The 25,175-nt window shown below is 41.3% G+C and carries 26 protein-coding genes; 9 read left to right on the top strand and 17 right to left on the bottom strand.

Translation table 11 applies throughout. The features are described from left to right. Positions 1-74: 74 nt before the first annotated feature. From ACZ5ZS_RS04075 to ACZ5ZS_RS04050, 6 genes are all read left to right on the top strand, one after another. A complete protein-coding gene (locus tag ACZ5ZS_RS04075; RefSeq protein WP_188597078.1) occupies positions 75-905 on the top strand; it encodes a menaquinone biosynthesis family protein in 831 nt (276 codons plus the stop codon). 195 nt (positions 906-1,100) lie between these two features. Continuing rightward, entirely contained in the window at positions 1,101-3,263 is a 2,163-nt protein-coding gene (locus tag ACZ5ZS_RS04070; RefSeq protein ID WP_188597077.1) for an ABC transporter substrate-binding protein, read from the top strand. Between the two features lie 105 nt (positions 3,264-3,368). Further along, the gene (locus ACZ5ZS_RS04065) at positions 3,369-4,421 is read left to right on the top strand and encodes an ABC transporter permease (RefSeq protein ID WP_188597076.1); all 1,053 of its coding nucleotides are present in this window, start codon (positions 3,369-3,371) and stop codon (positions 4,419-4,421) included. Next, a complete protein-coding gene (locus ACZ5ZS_RS04060) occupies positions 4,418-5,335 on the top strand; it encodes an ABC transporter permease (protein WP_188597075.1) in 918 nt (305 codons plus the stop codon). The genes ACZ5ZS_RS04065 and ACZ5ZS_RS04060 overlap by 4 nt, the downstream gene beginning before the upstream one ends. A 9-nt stretch (positions 5,336-5,344) precedes the next feature. Next, positions 5,345-6,319, top strand: a complete 975-nt coding sequence (locus tag ACZ5ZS_RS04055; RefSeq protein ID WP_229657759.1) for an ABC transporter ATP-binding protein — start codon at positions 5,345-5,347, stop codon at positions 6,317-6,319. Next, positions 6,312-7,259: an ABC transporter ATP-binding protein gene (locus ACZ5ZS_RS04050; protein ID WP_188597074.1), complete on the top strand. Its 948-nt coding sequence runs from the start codon at positions 6,312-6,314 to the stop codon at positions 7,257-7,259. Before ACZ5ZS_RS04055 ends, ACZ5ZS_RS04050 begins: the two co-directional genes overlap by 8 nt. Before the next feature lie 52 nt (positions 7,260-7,311). Here the strand turns inward: ACZ5ZS_RS04050 and ACZ5ZS_RS04045 are convergent, their stop codons facing one another. Further along, on the bottom strand, positions 7,312-8,067 hold the full coding sequence (locus ACZ5ZS_RS04045) for a DedA family protein (protein WP_188597073.1): 756 nt from the start codon (positions 8,065-8,067) through the stop codon (positions 7,312-7,314). 54 nt (positions 8,068-8,121) lie between these two features. Further along, entirely contained in the window at positions 8,122-9,117 is a 996-nt protein-coding gene (locus ACZ5ZS_RS04040; protein WP_188597072.1) for a hypothetical protein, read from the bottom strand. 603 nt (positions 9,118-9,720) lie between these two features. On the opposite strand from ACZ5ZS_RS04040, the gene ACZ5ZS_RS04035 reads away from it, so the two are divergent. Further along, positions 9,721-10,290 (top strand): hypothetical protein, encoded by a 570-nt coding sequence (locus tag ACZ5ZS_RS04035; RefSeq protein ID WP_188597071.1) that lies wholly within the window; start codon positions 9,721-9,723, stop codon positions 10,288-10,290. Positions 10,291-10,341: 51 nt separating this feature from the next. Here ACZ5ZS_RS04035 and ACZ5ZS_RS04030 read toward each other — a convergent pair whose 3' ends face one another. The 15 genes from ACZ5ZS_RS04030 to ACZ5ZS_RS03960 all read right to left on the bottom strand — a co-directional run bounded on the left by ACZ5ZS_RS04030 (position 10,342) and on the right by ACZ5ZS_RS03960 (position 23,767). Further along, positions 10,342-11,028: a GNAT family N-acetyltransferase gene (locus ACZ5ZS_RS04030; RefSeq protein ID WP_188597070.1), complete on the bottom strand. Its 687-nt coding sequence runs from the start codon at positions 11,026-11,028 to the stop codon at positions 10,342-10,344. A 51-nt stretch (positions 11,029-11,079) separates the two neighbouring features. After that, entirely contained in the window at positions 11,080-11,775 is a 696-nt protein-coding gene (locus ACZ5ZS_RS04025; protein WP_188597069.1) for a peroxiredoxin, read from the bottom strand. A gap of 243 nt (positions 11,776-12,018) precedes the next feature. Further along, positions 12,019-12,213, bottom strand: a complete 195-nt coding sequence (locus ACZ5ZS_RS04020; RefSeq protein ID WP_075059262.1) for a hypothetical protein — start codon at positions 12,211-12,213, stop codon at positions 12,019-12,021. 119 nt (positions 12,214-12,332) lie between these two features. Further along, complete coding sequence (locus ACZ5ZS_RS04015; protein WP_075059261.1) at positions 12,333-13,748, bottom strand: TM1812 family CRISPR-associated protein; 1,416 nt, start codon at positions 13,746-13,748, stop codon at positions 12,333-12,335. Between the two features lie 48 nt (positions 13,749-13,796). After that, positions 13,797-14,591: an RAMP superfamily CRISPR-associated protein gene (locus ACZ5ZS_RS04010; RefSeq protein WP_188597068.1), complete on the bottom strand. Its 795-nt coding sequence runs from the start codon at positions 14,589-14,591 to the stop codon at positions 13,797-13,799. A gap of 2 nt (positions 14,592-14,593) precedes the next feature. Further along, on the bottom strand, positions 14,594-15,544 hold the full coding sequence (locus tag ACZ5ZS_RS04005) for an RAMP superfamily CRISPR-associated protein (protein WP_188597067.1): 951 nt from the start codon (positions 15,542-15,544) through the stop codon (positions 14,594-14,596). Continuing rightward, positions 15,535-16,122: an RAMP superfamily CRISPR-associated protein gene (locus ACZ5ZS_RS04000; RefSeq protein WP_075059257.1), complete on the bottom strand. Its 588-nt coding sequence runs from the start codon at positions 16,120-16,122 to the stop codon at positions 15,535-15,537. The genes ACZ5ZS_RS04005 and ACZ5ZS_RS04000 overlap by 10 nt, the downstream gene beginning before the upstream one ends. Continuing rightward, entirely contained in the window at positions 16,119-18,326 is a 2,208-nt protein-coding gene (locus tag ACZ5ZS_RS03995; protein ID WP_188597066.1) for a hypothetical protein, read from the bottom strand. The genes ACZ5ZS_RS04000 and ACZ5ZS_RS03995 overlap by 4 nt, the downstream gene beginning before the upstream one ends. A gap of 190 nt (positions 18,327-18,516) precedes the next feature. After that, positions 18,517-18,681 carry a hypothetical protein gene (locus ACZ5ZS_RS03990; protein WP_188597065.1) on the bottom strand — a complete coding sequence of 55 codons (165 nt, stop codon included), beginning with the start codon at positions 18,679-18,681 and terminating at the stop codon, positions 18,517-18,519. After that, positions 18,678-19,493: an RAMP superfamily CRISPR-associated protein gene (locus ACZ5ZS_RS03985; RefSeq protein ID WP_162508368.1), complete on the bottom strand. Its 816-nt coding sequence runs from the start codon at positions 19,491-19,493 to the stop codon at positions 18,678-18,680. Before ACZ5ZS_RS03985 ends, ACZ5ZS_RS03990 begins: the two co-directional genes overlap by 4 nt. Continuing rightward, complete coding sequence (gene csx7, locus ACZ5ZS_RS03980; protein ID WP_188597064.1) at positions 19,480-20,292, bottom strand: type III CRISPR-associated RAMP protein Csx7; 813 nt, start codon at positions 20,290-20,292, stop codon at positions 19,480-19,482. The genes ACZ5ZS_RS03985 and csx7 overlap by 14 nt, the downstream gene beginning before the upstream one ends. Positions 20,293-20,297: 5 nt before the next feature. Then, positions 20,298-20,987, bottom strand: coding sequence for an RAMP superfamily CRISPR-associated protein (locus ACZ5ZS_RS03975; protein ID WP_188597063.1), 690 nt, complete (start codon positions 20,985-20,987; stop codon positions 20,298-20,300). Then, positions 20,968-21,282 (bottom strand): hypothetical protein, encoded by a 315-nt coding sequence (locus ACZ5ZS_RS03970; RefSeq protein ID WP_188597062.1) that lies wholly within the window; start codon positions 21,280-21,282, stop codon positions 20,968-20,970. Before ACZ5ZS_RS03970 ends, ACZ5ZS_RS03975 begins: the two co-directional genes overlap by 20 nt. Before the next feature lie 1,310 nt (positions 21,283-22,592). Next, positions 22,593-23,243, bottom strand: a complete 651-nt coding sequence (locus ACZ5ZS_RS03965; protein ID WP_188597061.1) for an orotidine 5'-phosphate decarboxylase / HUMPS family protein — start codon at positions 23,241-23,243, stop codon at positions 22,593-22,595. A 71-nt stretch (positions 23,244-23,314) separates the two neighbouring features. Continuing rightward, on the bottom strand, positions 23,315-23,767 hold the full coding sequence (locus ACZ5ZS_RS03960; RefSeq protein ID WP_188597060.1) for a hypothetical protein: 453 nt from the start codon (positions 23,765-23,767) through the stop codon (positions 23,315-23,317). A gap of 222 nt (positions 23,768-23,989) precedes the next feature. On the opposite strand from ACZ5ZS_RS03960, the gene ACZ5ZS_RS03955 reads away from it, so the two are divergent. Together ACZ5ZS_RS03955 and ACZ5ZS_RS03950 are read left to right on the top strand one after the other, a co-directional pair. Beyond that, positions 23,990-24,298: an H/ACA ribonucleoprotein complex subunit GAR1 gene (locus ACZ5ZS_RS03955; RefSeq protein ID WP_188597059.1), complete on the top strand. Its 309-nt coding sequence runs from the start codon at positions 23,990-23,992 to the stop codon at positions 24,296-24,298. After that, complete coding sequence (locus ACZ5ZS_RS03950) at positions 24,276-25,169, top strand: TFIIB-type zinc ribbon-containing protein (RefSeq protein ID WP_188597058.1); 894 nt, start codon at positions 24,276-24,278, stop codon at positions 25,167-25,169. The genes ACZ5ZS_RS03955 and ACZ5ZS_RS03950 overlap by 23 nt, the downstream gene beginning before the upstream one ends. The last annotated feature ends 6 nt before the right edge of the window (positions 25,170-25,175 follow it).

The following is a 25,175-nucleotide window of genomic DNA, read 5'->3' as shown; positions in this document are numbered from 1 at the left end:
CCAAAAATCAGAACCGGGGCCAGGAGCCAGCGTTATGGCGTAATTATTTTTAATGCCTCCAGTCAGCTTCAAGCATGGGCAAGCTTATCATAGCTCACACCCCTGATCCGGACGATGCCTATATGTTCTACGGAATAGCGAGCGGCGCCGTGTCGGTGCCCGGCTTCGAGGGGATAGAGCAGGTGGTGGAGGACATAGAGACCCTCAATAAGAAGATAATAGGGGGATGGAATGTGGATGTGACAGCAATGAGCGCACATGGATTCGCGTACGTCGTGGATAAGTTCTACCTGCTTAGGACCGGGGTGAGCATGGGGGAGGGGTATGGACCCATGGTTGTGGCCAAGCGGAGAATGGGATTGAGGGGGCTAAAAGTAGCGGTTCCGGGCGAGTACACCACTGCACGACTATTGTTGAGACTGGCCACTGGGGGAGGGTACACGGAGGTCTTCGCCAGGTTCGACCTAATACCTGATATGGTACTGAGGGGAGAAGTTGATGCTGGCCTGCTCATACATGATGCGCAGCTCACGTATAGCGACATGGGGCTCGTCAATATCTTGGATTTATGGGATTGGTGGAGAAGCGAGTCAAATGGATTGCCGATGCCGCTGGGGGTCGACGTGGTGAACAAGAGACTGGGCAGGGACGCCGCGTTAAGGATTAGGAATGCGCTTCAAGAAAGCATACGGTATGCGTGGAGCCATGAGGAGGAGGCGCTAAAGTATGCATCCAAGTTCTCCAGAAGCGGCAAGAAAATAGGCGAGTTCGTTAAGATGTACGTCAACCAAAGAACTCTCGATATGGGCGAGGAGGGAATCAAGGCTCATCAATTGCTGCTCAAGATGGCCAGCGATAATGGATTAATTGATTCTGCCTTATTGCCTAGAATGGAAATAATTTAATCCTTAATATCTCATTGATCTACCATATGATTGAGAACCATCCTTGATCAAGATCATAATTGAAATGTATTCTATATTATATAGGATACTATATTGATATAAGATTGGCTACTATATTAATTATAGATTGTACAAATAAAGGTATAATACGTTTTTGTGGAAAAATTTTTAAAAAGGTATCTATCACAAGCACGTATGCGCAGATCGCACACAAATAAAGGAATATCAAAAACGCTTCTAGCGACAATAGTTGTGGTGGTGGTAGTGGTGGTGATAGTGGGCGTAGTAGCAGCCACTTATCACCCCAAGGTCACCACTACTACGACTACGACTCCAACTACCACAACCACGACAACTCCAACTACCACTACTCCTACTACGACTACGACTCCAACTACCACAACCACCACGGCGCCAGCCGTATCCATAGTATCAAACAAGACAATAGTGCTGGCTCCACCCAACTCAAGCGAATTAATCGATATATCGCTAACCTACTCGCCCGATGCGCTTGACCCAGCCACGGGATTCTATACAATAGATACAAGCACATTCAACTCAGTGTATCAAGGATTAGTCACGTGGAACCCCAGCAATTACTTCCAGGTCGAACCGGCGCTGGCCACTAACTGGACGATTAGCCCTACATATCAGAACTATACATTTACCCTGAGGAAGGGCGTCTACTTCTCCGACGGTGAGGCATTCAACTCCTCGGTGGTCTGGTTCAGCCTATACCGCACAATAGTTATGGGGCAGGGAGTCGGAATAAGTAATTACCTAAGGTTATTGTTCAGTGCATCCAAGTTCTTGGCCACGGGCTTTACCATACCGTGGGGTGCCTGCCATGCGTTGGCCAGCGTTACCGGCAATGATGCATACCTAACCAATGCATCCCTTTGCGCCAATGCCTTGGCAAACGTATTAAGTAATTTCAACGTCCATAACTCCACCATACAAAAGCTAATGAGCTATCCGAATCAAGCAGTTGTGGTACTTGGTCCATATACTGTGGAATTGAATACGCTTCATCCGTATAGATTCTTCCTCTTAGACTTAGCTGCTTGGTGGGGCGCCATGGTGCCTCCGGGCTACGTTGACGCACACGGAGGTGTTCAACCCATGACGTCCAACAGCTACATAAATCAGTACGGAGCGCCAGGCACTGGTCCCTACGAGATCTATAAGGTGGTTGGGACCCCAGGCGAGTTCACTGAGATAATATTGAAGGCGAATCCCAACTATTGGGGCAACAATTACCCAGCCGGCAGCCTGCCCGTGCTTCTTCAACCAGCTCACATTCCGATAATAGAGGAGGAGATAGCTCTATCTCACACGGACAGGGTCAGCCTCTTCGATACAAATGCTGCTCAGATCTCGACCGTATCGCCGCAGTTCTTCGGTCAAATATATGATGGATATGAGTATGCTAAGTACTTGCCTCCACAAGACATAATTTCCTTCTTTGGATACATGCCGGCAGGCGTTCTCTACATATCCATGAATAATGCCAGATGGCCCACCAATATAACCGATTTCAGATTGGCTGTGGTGCATGCCATAAACAGCACGGCTGTTTTGTATACCTACTACTCCCCACTGCTGCATAAGCTGCTGGCCGAGGAGTACCTAGGACCATCGGATCCGCAATACGCGCCTCTCGGATTCTATGACCCAGAGAACCTACCCAACTATACCTACTCGCCCAACTTGGCAATAGAATACCTTAATAAATCTGGATGGCAGGGCGACTTCTATACCGTGCTGCCCAATGGCACTGTGATAGGAAACCCGAATGGGCAGAAGCTACCCACAATACCGATAACCGTGATACCGCCAATAACCCCATTAGCAGAGGCCCAGCTAACCATAATAACCCAAGACCTTAATCAAATAGGCATACCCACTACCATCAGCTACGCCACTACTGCGGAGACCGATCAATGGACCGCGCCCTCCACCACCGCTAGAATGGTGTCCCTAGGATGGGTTCCCGATTGGCCGGACCCGATATATCAATTGATGTATTCCATACTCAACGTGGCGAACGGTGGCATATCGGGCAACATGGCCTGGTTCAATAACTCGGTGGTGAATAATCTAACCGCCACTGCCCCCTTCGTAGCCAACGCCACGGAGCAGCAGCACATGGTTGCAGAGATATACAATATAACCTATAATGAGGCCCCGTACTACTGGATGCCTTGGCCGGAGTACTACCTCTTTACTCAGCCCTACTTGAAGGGAATAACTTGGACGTGGGATGACTACTTCTACAACACAATGTATTACCAGCCCGTTACCATAAACGTGATACAATACTCGAATGGGACTCAAGTGACTAAGGTACTGAATTAGACGCGTTCTTCACAAGTTTATTTAAAAATCCTTTCTTTTTTTATAAATCTATAATATAAATGGAAATAAGTAAAACTTATAAATTAATGCTATTTGCTTAGGTGGATGGCCGAGACCGGATTTCTGGTGTTCGTGATAAGGCGTATCATAAATGCATTCGTGACTTTAATATTATTGATCCTATTGATGTTTATATTGGTGCATGCAATATACAGAACGCCGCTATCCCTGGCCCGCTTGTATGCAGGCCCTAGGCCAACCATGGCGCAGTTGGAGGCAATAGTTCATGAGTATCACTTAAATGCGCCACTTTACATTCAATTTGTAAATTACTTAATTGATATATTCAGGGGAAATTTGGGGTATGACCCCATATACAAGGAACCTGAGTCTCAAATAATCCTACATTATCTTCCGATAACATTATCATTCACTATACCTGCTGTTATCTTGACAGTGTTGATAGGCATGGCACTTGGCGCCGTGGCCGCAAGCAATAGGAATAAAGTGCACGATTACTTGACGAGGGCTTTCTACATATTCACATGGTCATCTCCTCCCTACTTCATAGCGCTCCTACTATTGCTTATATTCGCTTTTTGGCTGCCTGGATTGACTCACGGCATGATAGGACTACCGCCTTCTGGCTATGTTAATGAACTACTGCCAGCTCCCAAACCTATTACCGGCGTTCCATTAATAGATTCACTGATAGAGGGCGACTGGCCATACTTCACCAGCTACCTTCAGCATATGATACTGCCCATGCTGGCCGTAGCGCTTTATAGTTTTGGAATATATACTAGGATGGCTAGGAATACCATGCTTGACGTGTTGGACAGCGATTATGCAAAATTGGGCTACGCTAAGGGGCTGCCGAAGCGCAAGGTAGTGTATGGAATAGGGCTTCGCAATGCCATGATACCGCTCGTCACATTGATGGTATTGGCATTCGCGTTGTCGTGGTCCGGGGCATTCGTCGCGGAGGACGTATTTGCCTATCATGGTATGGGTTACATAACTACCGTGGCTATAACGAGCGTGGATCCGCTAATGATATACGACATAACGTTTTTCGTTGGAGTATCGGTTATAATAGCTAACTTCATAGCGGATATATTGTATGGAATCTTGGATCCACGGGTGAGGATATCATGATGGAGCAAGCAACTAAGCGCAGAAATGCTTTGGTTGAGTGGGTGAGGCTTATCGCCAAGGACCCAGCGGGATTATTGGGACTGATAATAGTAACGCTGTTCGTAGTGTGGGCATTAATTCAAGGTTCCCTTGAGATAGCCGCGGTTGAGACCCATGATCCACGCCTAGCCTTTGTCTTGCTTCCCCACAATCCAATGGTGATTTCCCAGTCCACCTCGCTTCTGCCGCCCTCGTTTAAGTACATCATGGGAACCAACGCAGATGGCCAGGATATATGGTCAAGGATACTGTATTCCATACCGTACAGCGCGGCTTATCCTGCATTCGTGGTAGTGCTCTCAGCAATACTCATAGGTGCAGTGCTTGGCATAGCGGCTGGTTACTTCGGGGGTTGGTGGGATGAGATATTGATGAGGATCACAGACGCATTTCTATCCGTGCCGGCAATAGTGCTGGCAATAGTGGTGGCGGTCCTGCTGCATGCCAGCTTCATAGGGATGATTTACGCCTTCATAATAATTTGGTGGCCAATATACGCTAGGTTATTCAGGGCGGAGACCTTGAAGGTTAAATCGATGGATTACATAGCGGCTGCGCAATTGTACAGAGTGTCTCCCCTAAAGTTATTCACTAAATACCTCTTCATGAACGCGGTCGATCCGATAATAGCGTATGCAATGCTTGATTTCGGCAACGTGATATTAACTGCTTCCGTGCTTAACTTCATTGGGGTAGGCATACAGCCGGGCACTCCAATACTTGGCACCATGGCATCGGACGGCGTCTCCTACGGATTCCCCAGGTATTGGTGGTGGGCAATATATCCAAGCCTGGCGGTGCTGGTCATAGCGCTTGGCTTCGTGTTGCTGGGGGACCGGCTGCAAGACATAATAGGTGGTAGGGCGGCGTACTAGGTGATCAATGTGTTGCTCAGCATAAGAAACCTAAGCGTTAGTTATAGGACAATTTATGGAAAATTGAATGTACTCGATAATGTGGACTTGGATATAGATAGGGGAGAAATAGTTGGAATAGTGGGCGAGAGCGGCAGCGGCAAGTCCACGTTGGGCCAAGCCATTACTAGGTTACTGCCGCCCAGCGCTGTAGTTAATGGATCTATTCAAATAGATGGAAAGGACTTATTATCGCTCAGCGAGGGCGAGGTAACCAAGTATAGGGGAACGTCCGTCTTCATGGTGCTTCAAAACCCGTTCACCAGCCTAAACCCAGTTAAGACAGTTGGTTATCAACTTTTGGAGGCTGCTCGAATAAAAATGGAGCGGAGCGGTGAGAAGTGGAACGAGGATAAGGGATATGAGATGTCCATAAATGCGCTGAAGGACCTGAGATTTCCTGATCCCGACGTGATAATGCGAAAATATCCGCACCAACTCTCGGGCGGCCAAATACAGAGGGTGGTGTTGGCGATGTCATTAATACTAAAGCCCAAGGTCTTGATAGCAGACGAACCGACGTCCGCCCTTGATGTAACGATACAAGCACAGGTGGTCAATCTATTCAAGGAGCTCAATAAGAAGCTGGACATATCCATTTTATTCATAACACACGACATAAGTTTGGCATACGTTATCTCGAGCAGATTGGTGGTATTATATGCTGGGAGGATAATGGAGGATGGGGATGTAGAATCCGTGATCAGGGAACCATCTCACCCATACACTCAGAAATTAATTGCCGGCGTCCCGGATATGTCCAAGTTCGTCAGTCCAGACGTGAAGCTGGAGTCCATTCCAGGCCAACCCCCATCATTCATGCAGCTCCCCAGCGGCTGTAAGTTCAACCCCAGATGTCCATTCGTGATGGATGTATGCAAACAACGGGAGCCGGAATTAATTAAAATGGATAAGAGAAGGGTAAGGTGTTGGCTGTATGAGTGAGGTCATAAGCGTTGAGAACATCCGTAAATATTACATGGCGTATAAGATAGGAATACTGGATAGGCTGGCCGGGCGAAAGCCGGTCTACGTGAGGGCAGTGGATGATGTCACGCTGGACATAAACAGTGGAGAAACCATGGGGCTCATCGGAGAAAGCGGCAGCGGGAAGACGACCCTTGGTAAACTATTGGTTACCCTAGAGGAGCCTGACAGCGGGAAATACATATTCATGGGCAGAGAGGTTAATCGATCGTCAATTTCATGGGTTAGAGATAATGTAGCCATGATATTTCAAAACCCGTATAGTTCATTGAATCCAAGGTTAACCGTTAAGGAGATAATATCCGAACCCTTGGGTCACATGGATGAGAAGAGGGTCATTGAAGTAATGGAGTTAGTAGGGCTTAATTACAAAGAACACGGGGGCAAGCGACCCAGGGAATTATCCGGGGGTCAGGTTCAGAGGGTTGCCGTGGCTCGGGCAATAGCTAAGAAGAACGCAAAATTCATAGTCCTGGATGAGCCTACTTCCGCGCTAGACGCTTCTCTTCAGGCCCAGGTATTGAACCTATTGATCGATATAAAGAGAAAGCTTGGCTTGACATACTTATTCATAACTCACAACATTGCTGTGGCGTATTATATATCTGATAGGGTGGCGATAATGTACGCAGGAAAGGTGGTTGAATACGGGGATAAGGAGGAGATATTCAGGAATCCAGCCCATCCATATACTCAGTCATTGATGGCATCCATACCTACCATGAATAAGAAGGAACTACAGCCACCAACAGGGGAGGTGCCGAGCTTGATTAATCCACCATCTGGTTGCAGATTTCACCCTAGGTGTCCCTTTGCAATGGATATATGCAAGCAAAAGGAACCGCCCCTGGTTCAATACGGTAAGCGAAAGGTGGCTTGCTGGTTGCATAATCAATGATCCCCCAAACCTAAATCTCGCTAGAACAACTGAAAAGCCAAGATGGGATAACTCACTTATCCTTGCTTCTTATCTTTAAAACCATATAAATCGCGCCGATGGCGGTGATTATCAAGGCTATTGATGTATAATCCGTTTTGATGAATGAATAGATCAACCCCCAATTCTGGCCTAGGTAGTAGCCCATCACTACCAATCCTGCATTCCACGCGCCAGAGCCTATAGTTGTGTAGATGAGGAACTCCCAGACGTTCATTTCGGCTATGCCGGCCGGTATAGATATTATGGACCTAAGGCCAGGCACAAATCTAGCAAGCAGTACTGCGAATCTACCCCTTGAGTCGAACCACTTCTCAGCCTTGGAGAGATGATCCTCGCGTATTCCAATATACCGCCCAAGCCTCAACACTATGGGCCTGCCGGCGATCAGTCCAAGCCAGTAGTCGATCAGGGATCCAACAAGGGAGGCAAGCGTTGATACAAGTATTGTCTGGGTCAACCCCAAGTAGCCCAGGAACGCCAAGTACCCAGCGTAGGGAAGAACCAGCTCGCTGGGGACGGGAAGCGAGGCTGATTCCATCACCATTAGGGAGAACACGCCAGCATAGCCTGTATGCGTCAATACATATATTGGGCCATCGAATAGGATCAACTTCACGAAGTAAAACGGGTAAATCGAGTATTGAGCGATGATGGAGGCGATTTTATCAATCAATGGATCCACGAACGGCATCTCGACAGCATCCATCACTGCTAGAGCGGATGCGACGGCCAGGAAGCTTAGGCCGAGCATGGCCTTGCGATTCATTGATTGCTCGCGAATTCATCGTTTAAAAACCTACCTATGAGGCGCTTGCTATTTTCAGCCTGGCTTCATTACCTCTAATATACAGGTCTGGGACACTATGTTGGCTGCATTGAGCAGCGAGAGGGCGTTTGTCCCCGGCACTATAGCTATGGCGGCTATGTATTTATTGCCTTCCTGCAGAGTCGTGTGTATGGTCAGCGTCTTTATGTAAGCATTCACTGAGCTCTCCATCGTTATATAACCCCCATTGCTGGTGGATGGCAGCACCGTCGATAGGCTCCATGATGATGAGCCGATGCTTAGCACTGTTGAGAACGCGGCTAGAGGGGCCGACTCATCTGGGATTAGGAGCAGCACGTATACTTGGGGAGCGGAGGATTGATCCCAGCCTAGCATTTCGCTCCTCACCGGTTGGCTAGCCGAGCCGCTCGCTATGAGCGTCGTGTTATTGGCTTGTGGTATTAGCGTTATGTTGCATGAAACGCCGTTGCTGGCATTACCGTATACTTCATAGTAATACTTGGTAACCGCGTACCTGGCTAGGAGGGAGTTGTAGCTGGAGTTAATGGAGTATATTGTGGAGTTCAGTTGATTTACCTGGCTTTGGAGCAGCGAGTTATTGGCCTTAAGGGATGAATCGATCTGTATCAATTTATTCAGCTCCATGCTGAGCGACTCGTTTTTGCTGGTCAATATGTTCAGCGACTCCTTATAGTAACTCAACTCCTGGGCCAGCTGGGTGTTGTTGCTCACAGCAATTGTCAGATTACTCCTGCAGTAATTTAATTGATTGCTGGTCTCAACCACCTTCTCGGTCAAGCCCATATAAGTGGAGTTCAGCCCAGCGTAGTAACTGCTCAGCTTAGTGAATGAACTGCTTAATTGATTGTAGCTCAAGTAAAGGTTGGCGTAGGACGACTCCAGCGCGGCATACTTCTGAGTCAATTGGTTATAGGAGTAGTAGGTCTCCACGTATAGGTCGGCGTACATGGCTATCATGATGGCCAGCGCAATTGCGAGCATTATGAGGAGCGCTCTCTCCGTGTCCACTCAGCCATGATTGAAAACGGTTTATTAAACTTAGCTATGGTCATTCCGTATGGGAAGATAAATAAATTATATATACATTCCAGGCCATGCCGCTCCCCCAACCCTGTGCGCGGGGGCTCGGACTCACACATCGCGGCTGTTCCATTGCTGCTTCTTATCCTGAGTGCGTCAGTAATCCCTCAATAGAAAAAGACTAGAGGTAAACCCCTCTATTAACCAGAATTAACTGATGCACGCCATAATGTTGTTTTCTTTAATATACTTAGAAAGTTCCCTGATAAATGCGCTGAGGAGGTCATTGTGAAGACCGAGAATTAGGTCTACTTATTGATATACATTACCAAGAAAGCTATTCGGGGGTTCGGCGACGTGATTAGAATTGGGAATTCTATTTATGATCAAGCCATGCAAATGTGTAATGATGTGAACCTTAAGCTGATCGTCTCGTTCTGTTTCGAATAATGGTATTTATATAGGTATCAGTTATTATAAACGTTATATTTATAAATACTTTCCATTAAATCAAAGGATTTTATTCTAATTTTATAAAAATACTTTATGGTATAGAAAAATTTTTAAATATGTGTACTTCTATACTGAACGATGGGCTTAAATAGCAGATTTGACGGGGGGAGGATAATATTGGTGATCCTATCTTCCGTTACCATCGCCACAATGATGAGCGTGGACGCCGTGTTGATGCAGGTATTCCTGACAGGCTCATCTAATCTAGGCATAGTCCTGTTCGTGCCGACAGCATTGTTCTTAGTAATGATAGAGGCATTCACGTTTATATCGATCCTCAGAGCAATGCTGATAAATCTGGAGGCACACGATGGATCCAAACCATTGAAATTGGCATGGCTCCTCACAATCGCATTTCTGATAATCATGATGGGAACAATAGATATGTCCCTGTTTAATTCATATGCAGGCATTTCAGTCCAGGTAAGCGCTCCGAGCCTGGTGATGGATAAGTCAGTGGGAATGGGATTAGCGTTTTACAATGGTGGACTAGCAATAGTAATTTATTCAGTGATTAACTTCCTCAGATCCGGCATGCTGGAACCCAATCGCCTCAATAAGTCAATGAGGAGTAATTCCACTCCGCTCCCCATAACTGGCTTCACAGATGACGACGATGACGACGATGAGAGGGAGGAGGTAATCTAGGCTTTATTCCTAAAGGCGAACTAATTGCCGGCTGGGGACTGGCTCGCGCTCCTAGATATCGAGTTCGAACATGGTGTACATGCCATACCTATTCTTGAAGTCTCCATCCTTGGTCGCCACTACGGACGCATCGACTCCAGCCGTCGGCGACCCCACCGAGAAACGCCCAATTCCTATGCCTGGACCCCTATACACTGGGGGAGCCAGAGATAACGCGTCCTCAATGGAGGCCTTAGTGCACGTCCAAGGATCATCCGGTAAGCATAAGTAGCCGCCTGTCGCCGTCAATGCATCCCTCACGTAGTCCTTTATCTCGTCGTCGCCAACCCTCGCGGCGTTAGCTGTTACATCACCTCCCCACAAATTCATCACTGGGCGAAAACCCATTGATGTAACCAGCGACCTGCTCGCATCGTTCCACTCGGCTACCATCAGCATGGCTCGCCTGGCACCCATTTTCTTGGCGGTCTCTATCATGTTGCTGGTGATTGCGCGCCCAATCCCCCTCCGCCTCTCTTCCCTCCTAACTCTAAGGCCGCGGAACCAGGCAGTTCCCTGAAATAAAATCAATAAGGAAGCCACGGCCAGTATTCGTCCATTATCCTCCATAACATATGCGTTCCCCTCCCTTATCCATTCATCTATCTCGTTAGGTAGGTAATCGCCCCAAGGAAATGTATCCGCAGTGAATGATTTTATCTCGGCCGAATCGGTGGGAATGGCCTTCCTGAAATTCATTTATAGTTAATGAAGCGAGGAGTAAATTAGTTTTACGCGTTTTCCGATCGCTCACACCTTTATTTTAAGTATGCTCTTGGCTTCCTCCACGTCCGTCCTGGGCACTTCCCTATAGGTGAGCCACCACGCGTATCCCTTGTACTCCTTCAGTCTAGTCGCGGCGCCGTCCACCGTGTGAGGCGGTGGGTTTATCGCGTTATCGCCTATCACCTCGTTCTCCGGCCAGTTCGCTGGAAGCGCGACGCCGTATTTATCGACTACCTGAAGGGCCTTTATCACCCTCAACAATTCATTGACGCTCCTCCCTATCTCCAGCGGGTAGTACAGTATCAGCCTAACAATCCCTTTATCATCTACTATGAACACCGCCCGTACGGTGCTAGTGGATGATTCTGCATGTATCATGCCGAGCCTCCTCGCCACGTTGCCCATGGGATCCGCTATTATTGGGAACGGTACTTTCACCTTAAGATTATCCTCTATCCACCTAACCCACTCCACATGGGATATCACGCTATCCACCGAAAGCCCTATTAATTCCGTGTTCAACTTTCTAAAATCATCGTATCGCTTGGAGAAGCTCACGAACTCCGTCGTGCAGACGGGAGTGAAGTCCCCCGGATGGCTGAACAGCATGAACCATTTACCCTTAAATTGATCCGGCAATTTAATCTTACCGTGCGTGGTTTCCACCTCCATTTCAGGGAACTTCTCCCCTATCAGGGGAAGCTTGTATTCAGAACTCATATACTTCCTTTCAGTATATACACTTAAATCCTTTTCGTCTAAACCCAAAATTTATACCAACTAATGGCTTGGGCATTGTTTCAGAAGCTTACGGTAAACTTAAGGTCAATGCAGTCAGGTCTGGGAGGTTCAGTGACTACCTCAAGCGGGTGAGGTGGATTGAGAAGCGGACTCATTGTGCTCACTGGTTCTAGGAATCTTCAACGTCATTGTTCATAGGGATTTCCCTAGTATTTCAAAAGTTTATAGCGTAGTATTACCAATTACGTCCGTAAGGGCGTGGTAGTTCACCAGTCTTTCTAGAGCTTCTTTCTCGTCATCTCCTCTCTTGCTTTGAGGGAAGGAATCTACTGAAATTGAAGTACCGAGATAAGGCTGATCAATTGAAATCCTTGAAAGAAGCTTCATGAGATTAAGGATAGCGTCCTCAATTTCCATAAAATAATTTATAGAACATGTTTTAAAACTTTACTTCAGTTTATAATATTATTCGTAAAAATTTTGTATTAAAATACACAATAAAAAGATAAGATACTAAAAATATTTATACACGAAATTCATCCTTTAGATATTCTGATTATATCTTCTAAATCGCTTTTTAAGGATCCCTTTATGTATTCCTCTATTATTTTCTTATCTATTTGGTTCTTCTCGTTTAGCATACCGTTTTTTACCTCTACCTTCATATCCTTAGATAATCCGCCATGCATTAAATAATTTCTATTTTGTATTAAATTACTGTATTTTAGTCTTAAATAAGACGTCACTAAATCTTCACAATCCTTATATTTTCTGTCATCGTCTTCAAACGTTCCTCCACCATTAGAGTCTAAACATATTGCAACGGGTAATTCTCTTGATAAAGATATAGCTTTATCGTAAAGTTTTGCTTTAATGTATAATGAGACTAATTCGTGTAACTTATCTATATCATTCCCTCTAAAAATGATATTTTTAACTTCCAGTGTCGAGTAAAAATTGGAAACAATTAATTCTTTTACATTTTCTAATCTTGGATGATTATACCACTCTCTATAAAATTTGGAAAGTTCATTTACGTCTTTCTCAAGTTGTTGTGAATACTGTTCAACATCAGACATTGAATGTACAGCTCTTACTGTAAAACCGTTTCTTAAGTTCCATAATAGTTCTATTACTTTACTAGGATCTTTACCTTTTATTTTACTAATAATAGTTTTTTCCTCATTAAAATTATTAGGATTAAGATTAGGACTATTTAATTTATCTCTATAGTCTTTAAAATATCTTTCATCCAACGCTTGTATTGAAGAACTTATCATTAATGAATCTTTCATCGCTTCTACTATGTCCGTAAGCTCCACGATGTTTACTTGATTTACTTGATCTTGAGTAGGCGGTCCCATCACAGGAGCTGCAAAAAACCTAGTTTCAAATAAAGACCCTACTGCCATGACTATTGATGTTAAAACGTTAGTTCCATGAGTTAAATCTAAAATTATTTCGTTATTAATTAGATCGTGAAGTATTGTATAAACTACATTAAAGATAAAAACTGGGCTTCTAGATTTAGAGCAGGAATATCTTTGGAATTTATTTTCATTCTTGTCTGTCTTTAATAGTTCTCCATTATAATTTACTTTAATTGCTTGGCCTATTCCAACGTTAGGTATAACTTCAATGATAAGATTATCAACGAAAGACTTAATGTCTGACTCAATTTGCTGGTCTATTTTCCCTTGATCTTTAAGAATACTAGCTTTATCCAAGATAAGTTTTCTATAACCTTTCTTCATAGTTTCTACTTTTTCCTCTTCCGATTGATCTGGAGCCTGTATCAAGCTATCTGGTAGCAGTGCTATTGTCTTTTCTACTCCAAATATTTTAGATAGAGCATGAGCCGAAAAGAACGTCTTTTCTTTTTTATCTTCAAATTTATACTCAACTGGGCTATAATTTGATACATCTCCTGCTATATATACCAGAGATCCCATATGTATTTTTACAGATTAACAGTTTTAAAACTTCTCTAAAAAGACTAATTATTTTAGAAAGTCATCCATATTACGAGATATTTTATTGAAATTTTCAATTTCCACTACTGTACTCTCTTTATCTAATTGCAATAATCCCAATCCTCTAGATTTACCTGCACCTATTTGTAAACCTTCAGTATTTATGAACCTTAGCGTATTCTTCCATACTTTTAGTTCTTCTTCATTTGGTATTCTAAGGATAATTTTAAGAGTGATTTTACTAGGTCTTAATATCTCTTCATCAAATAGATGCCCACCTTTTTCTTCTTCATGAGACTTCATAGTCTTTCTATTTATAGTTACGTGGGTAATGAAATCGGTAGTTTCTTCAAAATAGGAATCGCTAAACGTTAATTTTGAAGCGAAGAAATTAGAACCATAAAGCCCATCTATAGGACATTTAATAGACGCTATATATTCAGTTATCTTATTTTCTACATCTTTAATACTGTACTCGTTCTCTGGAGAAAATATTGATGTCAAATAAGGATATTCTTGGCTAACAATGTTTTTTCCTTTTATTTTCCCATTTTGTGATTTATTTCTCACGTTATTCATTATCTTAGCTATGTCAGAATCTGTATACCCTGGATGGCTATCATTTTTATGGAATGAAGAACTTCCCACATTCATAGATTTTGCCACGTATTCAGTTATCCTTTTAAATGACCCTTTCCACGAGCTGTACGGTATTATATATGTATTTTCGTATTTTAGGAAATATAAAACGTTCTTATCGGTTTCTCCGCCTATTCTTAATCCGCTTGTTTTAAATAATAGATTAAATAGATAAAATTTCATTTTTATTGCACCTCCATTAGGAAAGATCTTAAGTCCTTAATTTTTATTATAAAATTAAGTCCTGCGGGCTTTAATTCATCCAAGTCATTGATCTTCTTCATTTTTACTATAGAGCCTGGAGACAATACCTTCAACAGTGGCTTTCTACCCATAATATCTTTATAGGTAAACCATGCATTGTATAATTCTTCTTTACCTAAAGCATTATCGTACTCAAAATAGGTTTTATCGAGGAATTTATCTAAACATGGACTCAAACAGTATGCCCATTCCCCTTCTGTCGGATTCTGTATTTTATAATCCTTAATCTTCTTTATCTCTACTTTTCCAGCTCCTTTGTATCTGGATTTTCCAATGTAAGCCTCGTCTATTTCTAGATCTTCACTTGCAATAGCCCATAAATCTCCGACTTCCTTATATTCGTATGCAAATAACATCCCAGCTTCCGAAGAACCATGGAATTTGTTTATGGCTACGTGCATATTAATTATTGAGCTAAATTTATTGCTAACGTATCGGTATGGAGTAGACTCATGATCTATCAATTTCACTATAGTACCTATTTTCGGCTTAGGATATTGTCCTTCTTCTGTCTCCGACTTTTCTTTTATATCGTTCAAAGTTTTTTCTAAATATTTGCTCACATTATTTTTGCTCAAATTTTGAAGTGAGTTAGGTTCTTCCATGAATTTTTCACTCTTCCTTGTAATAGCAGGTAAGAATGGATGTGCGGGAGCAGAGTTTAATGGAAATGCCGGACTAACATAAAAATTTAGAGATTTCTTGTAAAAATCATTAATATTATTATTATTTTTCCTTAGATAAGCTTCAAGTAAAGCTCCTCTAATAGTTGTAGCAGGAATATAGTCCTTTGTAGTAAAGTAATATGTCTTTATTGCTCTAGTATAGAATGATATGGGTTCTTTTGGAGTTATTCTAAGGATTATTGCCATAACCAATCACCTAAATATTTCTTTACTTCTAGAGAAGGACATTCCTTTATTTCATCTATCTTTAAATCTATCATTCCTCCTCTACCTAATCTCCAGAGTCTTAGGAAGTATAATGAAAATAAGGTTAATTCAAGCATCTTGCAATCGTTAGTATAAAGTTCTATTTCGAAAGTTAGATCTTGATTCGGAGGCATAACTTCCTGTTTAAATAACGCATGTTCCTTTGAAGTGTTAGTAGTGTCTTCTATTGAAACCCTAGTTAGTATGTTCATTTTGCTTACATTAATTGAAGATACTCTTAGAACTCCTTCATGGTCTGGATATCCCAACAGTTTGCATATATCGCAAGCTCCATTCTTATGTGCCTCTTTTATTTTTTCTGGCCTTACTTCACCGCACGAAGTAAATCCTTTAATTAATCCATTTTTTATTGCCCAAGATATAGCAGTCCTCATTGCTCCTTTAATGCTTGAGCCTGGAATACCCATATCGTTAAATCCTATATCTACATAAGCTATCCTTGAACTATTACCTACAGTTAAAGAACTTAGATTTTTTAAATGAACTTTAAATTTCATGTCTTACTCACCTTAGAGAATCCTGATTGTATATTTTTTAAAATAAAATATGTATCTAGTAAGTTTATCTTTTTATTCTTAGAATCATAACTTTTAAGAATCAAGTCTATAAGTTGAGAATATTTTCTATATCTAATTCTTTCTCTTATTAAATAAATCAATGTCTCATTAATGTTTTTATGCCTATAATGGAATTCTACAATATCTTCTAGCTCTCTTACATAATCCTTTAAATTATCATCGTCTTCCTTAGAAACATCAATTGATACGTCATTAAGTATTTCTTCAATTTGAGAGAAAGTATTTTGGAACGTTAATATTGTAAAATCTCCTGCCTTCTGAAAACTTTCTACCACTGATGGTGAGATAAAAGAAGGCGAAAATATTATGCCAATACTGTTATCTCCTTTTCCTTCTTTTATCTTTGCTTTATCCATAATTTTTTCTGCAGTAAATATTGCAAACTGTATTGGATGGTCAGGTTTTACTGTAGCTATTCCTACCTTAAAATTAACACCAGTCTTGTTATTTACTTCATTAATCATATCAATCATGAAATTAATAGAAATTAATGAGGGAGATATTAATAATCCTTCATCTCCTCCTAAGAATTGAATACCGGCTATCAGCCTTTTTATCATTTCAGGGTTTTTATTATAATATGCATTAACTGTATCCCTCAAGCTTTTCTTTATCCAATAATCTGTATAGAAACTCTTGTCCACATATTCACTCCATGTTAAAGTATTTGCAAAATATTTTGATGCATCGTTAGCGTCGAATTTTATAATACTAGTGTATCTAGAATCGTCATTGGAGCGTCCTCCAGAAATAAAAACCATAGGATCTATCTCGTTATACCCTATTTCTACTTCCTTTCCATTTATATAATATTTAGGCATTACTCTAGCCGAAAATCCTCTTTTATTAGAATAGTCTCTAATAATCTTACATCTTGAGCATAAGTATTCTTCGCCGATTTTCTCTACAGCGGGCCTTTCTTTACAGTTATCGCAATTTCTGTGTAACCCAAGTGAAAGGACTTTAGTACCCTTAAAATTCAAGTTATTGAACTGTGATTCCCTAATTAAGTCGGTAACAACATCATAGGACACTAAGTCATCATTGATAAAGAAAGGTCTATACGCAATAGATAATTCTATATCCAAGCCTTTTAGTAATTGATCATTTTCTATTTCATTAATAAAATCTTCAGGCTTTACGTCTGATCTTCCTATTAGGATAGAATGTCCTCCACTAACTACAAGTAATGCTTCCAATGGAAGTCTAGTTTTATGGGAAAGTAAATTATCGAAGTGAACAAAAGGTAAAGTAGATACTATAAAATCTACCATGAAGCTCGCAGTAGAAATATCCTTTAAGTTGCTGAAGTATTCGATGAAGGACTGAACTCCAGTAAAGTTTATGTAATATATGTATCCTTTAATATTCTTAGTATTTTCTGATACGGCATTCTTTTGAGGCTTATAAGATCTAATATACTCATAAGCTTCCTTTGAACATAATTCGTATTTTTTCTTATATTCTTCTTCGTTTTTCTTTAGTTCTGCAGTACTTCTCTGCCCAAGCATTTCTAGAAAAGGTTTACAATTCTCATCCCTAGATAGTGCTTCCTCTATAATTTTGTTAGGAAATCTCTCATTTTCTGCTGCTATATGATCTGGTTTAAAGTCTATAGAGTGATATTTTTCAACCTTATCCTTTACTACATCAAAATAATAATCTATTATGTTTTCTTTCGTGTTTCCTTTTTTTATCTCTTCTTTTATCTTTTTAAAAACTTCATTAAAGAATTGTGTAGCTCCATCAATGTGAGCTTCAGGCTCAACCATCTTCCCTATATCGTGCAAAATAGATGCTAACCTATAATACGGTATATCTTTAGCTTTGCCGAATATTAACCATGCTATTAGCGACGTAAGGTTCATGTGTGAGGCAAGGGAAGAAAAATTCTTCCCTGGTCTAGTATCTGCAGGAGTAGAAATTAAAGTTTCATAAATATCTTCTATATCTTTATAAGAATCATATCTTAATATATTTATAAGAATATCAGCGCTTATATCTAGAATCTGTGATGGTTTAATATCCCCTTTATATCTATTAATTATATATGATGTGAGATAATCAAAATTATTTGCAATAAATTTATTTTTAGAAGTGTAGGGTAATGGCGGAAGAATCATGGGAGCCTTATATACTAAAGAGATGATATCTGAAAGAGCGTTAGCTAGATCTTCTGGAGCATTTATATAACTAGAGTTATAGAGTATAAGGATTGAGTTTGCAGTTAAATTTACTAATTTTTTGAAAGCTTTTTCATTTCTTTTCTCGTCGGTAAACTCTACTTTTCCCTTTAAAGGTCTATAAATTCCTCTAATAATCTTTCATCACCTTTTCCTCTACGTATTCGAGATTTCCATGTTTTATCTTGGATTTATCGTCAGACTTCTCTTCTTCAACTTCTACTTTCGTTATACATTCAGTGCCATTTATTTCAATACTTAGATCTTTTTTAAAACAGAGTACGATTTTAGTCATTTCCAATCCTCCTCCACGTCATGGATATGTCCTTTATGCAAGGATAAGAAAGCATTAAGGTAGGAATCTGCATTATTTATTTGTATATTGAATTTAACTCTTCCAAAGTCCTTCATCTCGTACTTAAATCTCCCTAATAACAAGGTTTTCCATTTACCTTGTCCTCTATATCCTGCACCATAAAGCAGCATTCCTATTTCATGAGGTTGAGGATTATCCAGGATAATATTTCCTTTAAATGTAGAGCCTCTTCTCGCAACTTCATAAATTATACCTTTTATTGTTATAAAATCTACTTTGCCCTCTTGGAATTCAAGATCACTAAAATTAACTCTACTAGCTAACCCAGCATTTCCAAAAAGATTACAAACATAGCAAATATATTTATTTCTGTAGGGATCAAATCTATCACTTTGTTTTCTCTTTGGATGATATATGCTTATGTACGTATTGCTTTTACTCTTGGAAGGCCTATTACCTAGAGAATTGTAACATGCGCAGTCCATTAATAATTCTAATCTACTCCTTATTGCTCCTTTTACAGTATTTCCTGGGATTACTAAACCTTTTTCTGTGCTCATAAATCTAACGTAATCCCTTTCAAAGTAAGCATCTAAATTTGGCTTCTTGCCCAAAATAAAATCATTGATAACCTTTGATACGTCACCGTTTATTTTAACTGAGAGAAGAGGTTTAGGATCCTCTGATATATGAAGATATTCTGATACTATACTCAAGGTTACTGGGATCTTCATTATTGGTGGTAAACTTCTATCAGTGTAAATTACTGAGTGGGAATTAAATCTTTGCATTGTTAAACACCTCCTCTAAAGGCTTAGTTTTTACGAAGAAATCTTTACCTTCAGAATCTTTAGGTAAATCGATAGTTATTTCCTTATCAAGATCGTCTATAGCTTTTAGTTTGCCATCTTTATAGTCGCTTATTTCCAAGCTTAATTTAGAGAAAGTTATGAAACCAAAACCCCTACTCTTATTTCCTCCTATCTGCACCAGACCGTCATTTATGTATCTCATAATTTTGATAATGTAACCTATTGCATAATTAGGGAGATTATTCCCTATTAACAGAAAGGGAAAAATTGAACCAGGCTCAACGTATTCTGTTGTTGCCAATGCGCTCCTAGTAACGGCCCCAGTATCCCTACTTATTGCTATCATTGGTCTATATCCTATATTGAATTTTTCTGCAATAGAATCAAATATTGATATCGCAGAATAAAGCGAGGGGGCACCAAAAATCTTACAATTAATGCAAGTCTCATCCCATACTAGCTTTATAGCCTCATCTATGTTTTTTGACATTAATGACTGAACTTGGCTTAAAATCTTGTCCATGCATGTTTGCCTAGTTAAACCAGTACAAGTGAAAATCCTGTTCTCCTTAGCTATTTTCTCGCCTGTGGATCTGAAAATTCCCTTCCAACTACTACCGGGAATTAAAGGTTTTTCATCATAAGTTCGTATAATTTGCATTGTAGCTGCAGATTCTGGGTTAGTTTCTTCCCTACCTTTTCCTATTCTTAAAGGAGCTAAAGTCTCAATCTTGCCGTAAATTTTAACTCTCCTTGCCAAGATATCCTTTCTTATCAAGAGCGTCATAATTTTCCCTCCTTAATTACTTTCATCTCCCCGTTAACTAGTTTCTTTAAAACATACTTAGCATCATTAAACTTTACTAATCCATAGCCCGTACTTTTCCTAGAACCAATCATAATACCTTCCTTAAGTTGGGAAATAAGGAAATTAATTATTTGTACTCCTTTCTTCTTCCATTCATCATTTTCCCCATTAATTACATCAAGGTTAATTATTCTCATTTTAAAATCAAAAAGGGAATTGGGTTCTATGTAATCCAGCTTATATAACATTTTGGGTTGTTGAGCTCCGAAGACCCTATTGATGGCTACCATAGTTCTTATCCCCGTCCTAACGTCCCCCTTTAAAGGAGAATCGAATAAATATACCCTAGAAGCTACGTTCTTTGAACCGAAAAGCACACAAGTTATGCAATCGTTAAGTTCCTCTTCCTTTGCATCATCATATGGATAAACAACTTTCCATCCCATACTTTTTGCGTAAGCTTCTGCAAGAGATCTTAAGGATCCTTTTAAGGTAGAACCTGGAATGAAAGGAATATTGCCCATTGTGATTATAGGAGAATCTGCAGCAGAGTCAAATTTATTCCCCCTACCTCCTCCTACTCTCAAAGGGGATTCGTTAACGAGATATCCAGAAATATCAATTATCGAAGACAGAGTGTCAAAATCAGCTCCTATTATATCCATGAGAACCACCTTGATGCCTAGGATATCCTGAATAACCTTGGTTTGTAGTTGAATTCTTGATGTAAAGATCAAGCAAGGATTCAAAATTATTAATGTTTGAATCGACATTAACGTTTTCTATTGCGTCCATTACCCACTTTAATAGTCCAATAAACTTCCTTATTTCTGACATATCCTTATCCTTAAGGTAGTTTAGCATCAACTTTGCTGTTTCAGTATATTTTCCTCTTTCTGCTTGTCTCATTATAAAGACAAACAATTCGTTTCTATCGCTAGTAGATTGGGAATATTCCAAGAAATTGTTAACTTGAGAAGATGAAAAATGTTCCTGTTTAGCCTTAACCGCTACTTTTGCTAAATTATCATATAAATCATTCTGAGGTTTAATATTTTCACCTAAAATAATAGTCTAAAAATCCATTATTTAAAGATATCGATAAAAGCTTAGGTTAAGATCTTTGAACAATTTCCTGGATCTTCCATAGCTTAGTAAAAAGTTTAAGTAAATAAAGCGTCTTATTATGAAAAAATAATAAATAATAGAAGCCTACAAGGATAAACTTCAAGTAATAGATATTTAACAGTTTTCTTATTTCCTCTCCTAAATTCTAAAATACCAAATAAGTTCTTATTAACTATTACTTTGTAAAAAGATTAAAATTGTTTTTATATTATTTTACTTTAAATTAAAAATGCTCCATCATTCTTTTATAATGCATAATATCTTATAACTCTTAGAGAAATTTTTCTACATCATCCTGTAAAGATACTACGTGAAATCCAAGTAAATTTTTCAAACACTTGTACGGGATCTCCTTTATAAAGAAGCTGGTCCGCCATTGATAATAAAACATCTGAAGCTGTTTGAATAGCATTTCAATATTAAATTACGTAAAAGGTATTTATTAGCTTTTTAGATCGTAAAATTAGAGTTGAACTCAATAAATATTACTGGATTATTATTATGGATTCGCATTAATGATGAGCCTAGGATTGGGGAGTTGATGAGAAGCGATGGTTTGGCTGCTGAATTACATCCCTCCCCGCGACTATATGGCATTTAGGCTTTTCCTGACCTGGATCGGCACGCTTTTTAATAGGCTTGGCATTCATTTCAATAGGCCGAGCGCTGATGAGATTATCAATTCCATCATGCTAATTCCTACTTAATCCTAGTTAATAAACCCAATACCTCCCTTAAGATCTACGAGTCGTTATCGCCGTCTAAGCAGGCCCCACAAAGCCCAGGCTACGTGAAGTACACGCTGATATTGCACAATGTAGTTAATACAAGTTATCCAGCAAAATATTTTATTTACGGACAAATTTGGCCCGATGCATCGCCTCTTTATGACCGTGTTTCCACCATAATGGCTATGGTATCCATTCTTTTTCTCTTCTTCATTTCAATTTGTAATCTTCTCAAAAGGCCCCATCGCTAAAAGCAATGGAATTTTCCAATCCAAATTAACGGAGAAGTACTCACTACCTTGGAGACCTGAAACTAAACGCGCCAACGAAGAGCCCCATCAACTGAAAACGTCGATGCTTAGAAATGAAGTTGCCGCGGCGTATCGCTGATCGCTCCATTTGGAGGCGCATGGGCTATATTCCCAGGGAGCGCCGTATTCTGGATGCTGATGCGAGTGGGTCATCGGCTCCGGTTATTGCGCCGCCCACAACCACTATATCTATGTCCCTTCCAGCCAGTGATTTGGCTATCCTCTCATCTATGCCCCCTGCTATTGTTACCTGGATGCCGTGCTTCTGCTTTATTTGAACGGCCTTATCGATCAAGTTGGCCGCCGTCAACCCAGTGCTCTTCTGAACATCAATGCCAACGTGAAGGCCGACATAATCGGGCCTGGCCCCCGCCGCCAAGATCTCCCTAAGCCTACCCTCCACATCCGTCACCCCTATGAAGTCGACCACGGACTTAATCCCAATGGATGCCGCCGTCTTGGTGAAGTCCACTATTGTCTCCAGGGGGGCTACAGCCAATACGCTGGCCATATCAGCGCCCGCCTCCCCAGCCATCCTAACCTCTATTGCGCCTGCGTCCATGGTTTTGAGGTCGGCAAATATAGTTGCATTCCTGCAGCACGACCTTAGCCTGGCAACGGAGTACATACCGCTGGATTTTATCAATGGAGTGCCTGCCTCCAGCACGTCGACGGCTCCGGCGGTGTAGAGCGACTTAGCCATGCTAGCCGCTACCTCTATATCGACCAAGTCCAGCGCGACTTGAAGCTTCATGGAAAGCCCAGCGCACAGCGGCTATAAAAGCAATTCACTACAAGCTGCGCATAATAAATGCGACTATGAGCTCACCATCCTCTGAACACTATTTTTGTCGGCACGCCGTTTCTCATTTCTACCACTATCATGGTATCGCTCTGGCCTACCTTGCTTTGCAATATATCCACGACATCCCTGACCTTCTTAAGCACGGAGTTCCTATCCATTATGGCATCGAGACCCTCCTTTAGTATGTCATACTCGTCGGTGGGCCTTGGATCTATGTATATCTTTAGCCCTGTTAATTCTATTGCGGTTGGCAGCACCTCCTTGTTTTTCTCTATTAATTCCTCTATTATCCGCTGCAATGCCTGGAATTTATCGACGCGGCTCTTCAGTGCCTCTATATCCTTATTTATTGCCTCTGCCTTTCTCTGGTTATCCAAGATCAACTGATCCAAGTAGGAAATCAACTCCCTGAGGTTCTTGAAGTACACTATGTCGATATCGCCGCTCCCTACTTGGGTCGATGCATTCTCCATGGGTTAATTCAGCCCATCTATTATTTAAAAAGGTTATTTTGATTTTAGAAATCCACGCGATGGAACCGAATCATTACTTTCAATTATAAATATAATATATAAAGGCATAATGCAAGCCCATGATTAATGATATTATGCTAATAATGTATGAATGAGGCCGGTAGAGTTATCCGAAATATTTAGCGTTTACAGTTAAAAACGGGCGGCCGCAACGTATACGCCATGTCATTAAGGAAAATAGGCACGGTAAGCCATGTGGCGAGCGATGGAAGGATAGTGGCCAGGTTAACCTTCATTCCTCCCCTAGGCATTCAGGTGTTCGACTACGGCATGAAGCGAGTCGGCGCCCTATACGACGTGATAGGACCCGTCAAAGCCCCTTATGGATTGATAAAGACAAGCCGCGCCGATCCGAACGAGGTAGTGGGGAAGCCCATCTACGTCACGGCGAAGGATTTGGAGAAGAGAGCATCGCGCGAGAATAGAAGAGAGAGGAGAGGTGGTAGGCGTGAAGCAGGTAGAGGAAATTAAGTGTCAAGTCTGTGGGTCAACGGATGTAATATATGATGGAGAGAGAGGCGAGTTAATATGCAGTAAGTGCGGCACCGTAATAGAGGAGAGGCCCATAATAGATATGGGAGCCGAGTGGCGCGACTTCGGGGACAAGCCAAGCAGAGCGCGTGCCCAGGCAATAGATGAGACGCAGCCTAACCTGGGGATTGGGATTCTCAGGATTGGGAAGATCATGGGCAAGAGGTACTCCATAAGCTTCAACAGGAAGATAGAGGCAATAACGAGGACCAGCAGCATAGAGCGTAACGTGGTGACGATAAGGCACGTCGTGAAGCAACTCCTAATAAAGCTATCATTGCCCAGCTACATATTGCCAAACGTGATAAGGGATTACAGGAAATTGGCGGAGCGGGGATACAGGGCCCGCCTTAGGGAGACCGCGGTTGCCTTGACTTACCTTAACTGCAAGAAGGAGGGAATACCCTGCAGGCTAAAGACCCTTGTGAAGATGTCAGGAATAGACGGGCACGGATTAAACAGGGTTATAACCAAGATAAGGCAAGCTGGCTACGATAAGCTTCAAAGCAATGGAAGCGATGTTATGAAGTACGTAACTGCCCTGGTGAACGGCATAGACACCGGCCCCATAAGCAAGAAGAACGTCTATAGCTTCGTCATGGATCTGCTGAACAAGGCGCATGAGAAGAGGCTGTTGAATGGAAAATCAAATTACTCCGTGGCAGCGGCGGCAGTCTATATAGCAATGATGATATTCGGAATAAGAACGAAGCAGCGGGACGTGGCGAGCATAGCCAGCGTTACCGACGTCACGATTAGGAGCAGGTATAGGGAGCTCATGGAAAAGATAGAGATAGAGATAATTATTTAATTTTCC

This window comes from Thermocladium modestius (genome assembly GCF_055398215.1).
The sequence above is the reverse complement of the archived record's forward strand: the minus strand, read 5'-3'. Positions and strand labels throughout refer to the sequence as shown.